The sequence below is a fragment of the Pseudaestuariivita atlantica genome (genome assembly GCF_001205715.1).
GTDB lineage: Bacteria > Pseudomonadota > Alphaproteobacteria > Rhodobacterales > Rhodobacteraceae > Pseudaestuariivita > Pseudaestuariivita atlantica.
On sequence record NZ_AQQZ01000051.1, the window covers coordinates 1 to 764 of the forward strand.

General features: G+C 64.9%; 1 protein-coding gene. It reads right to left on the bottom strand.

The window, feature by feature from the left end; genetic code table 11:
- The coding region (locus ATO11_RS21050) for an elongation factor Tu (protein ID WP_050532872.1) at nucleotides 1-764 on the bottom strand (764 nt) is incomplete at its 3' end.

Below are 764 nucleotides of genomic sequence, written 5' to 3' on the forward strand. Positions count from 1 at the left end.
CCCGTGCAGGTCGTCTTCTTGGTGTCGCGGATGCCCACGATCTCGATCTCGTCGCCCACGTTGATCACGCCACGCTCGACCCGGCCGGTCACAACCGTGCCGCGGCCAGAGATCGAGAACACGTCCTCGATCGGCATCAGGAACGGCTCGTCGACCGCGCGCGGAGGCTGCGGGATGTAGTCGTCGACAGCCGCCATCAGCTCGGCGATCTTCTGCTCGCCGATCTCCGGGTCACGGCCTTCCAGCGCCGCCAGCGCCGAACCCGCGATGATCGGGATCTCGTCGCCCGGATAGTCGTACTCGGTCAGGAGCTCGCGCACTTCCATCTCGACAAGCTCCAGCAGCTCCTCGTCGTCGACCTGGTCGACCTTGTTGAGGAACACCACCATCGCCGGGATGCCGACCTGGCGGCCCAGCAGGATGTGCTCGCGCGTCTGCGGCATCGGGCCGTCGGCCGCGTTCACCACCAGGATCGCGCCGTCCATCTGCGCCGCACCGGTGATCATGTTCTTCACGTAGTCGGCGTGGCCGGGGCAGTCGACGTGCGCGTAGTGACGCTTCTCCGTCTCGTATTCCACGTGCGCCGTCGAGATCGTGATCCCGCGTGCCTTCTCTTCCGGCGCGCCGTCAATCTCGTCATACGCCTTGAAGTCGCCGAACTGCTTCGTGATCGCCGCCGTCAGCGTCGTCTTGCCGTGGTCAACGTGACCAATCGTGCCGATGTTGCAGTGCGGCTTGCTCCGCTCAAACTTTTCCTTTGCCAT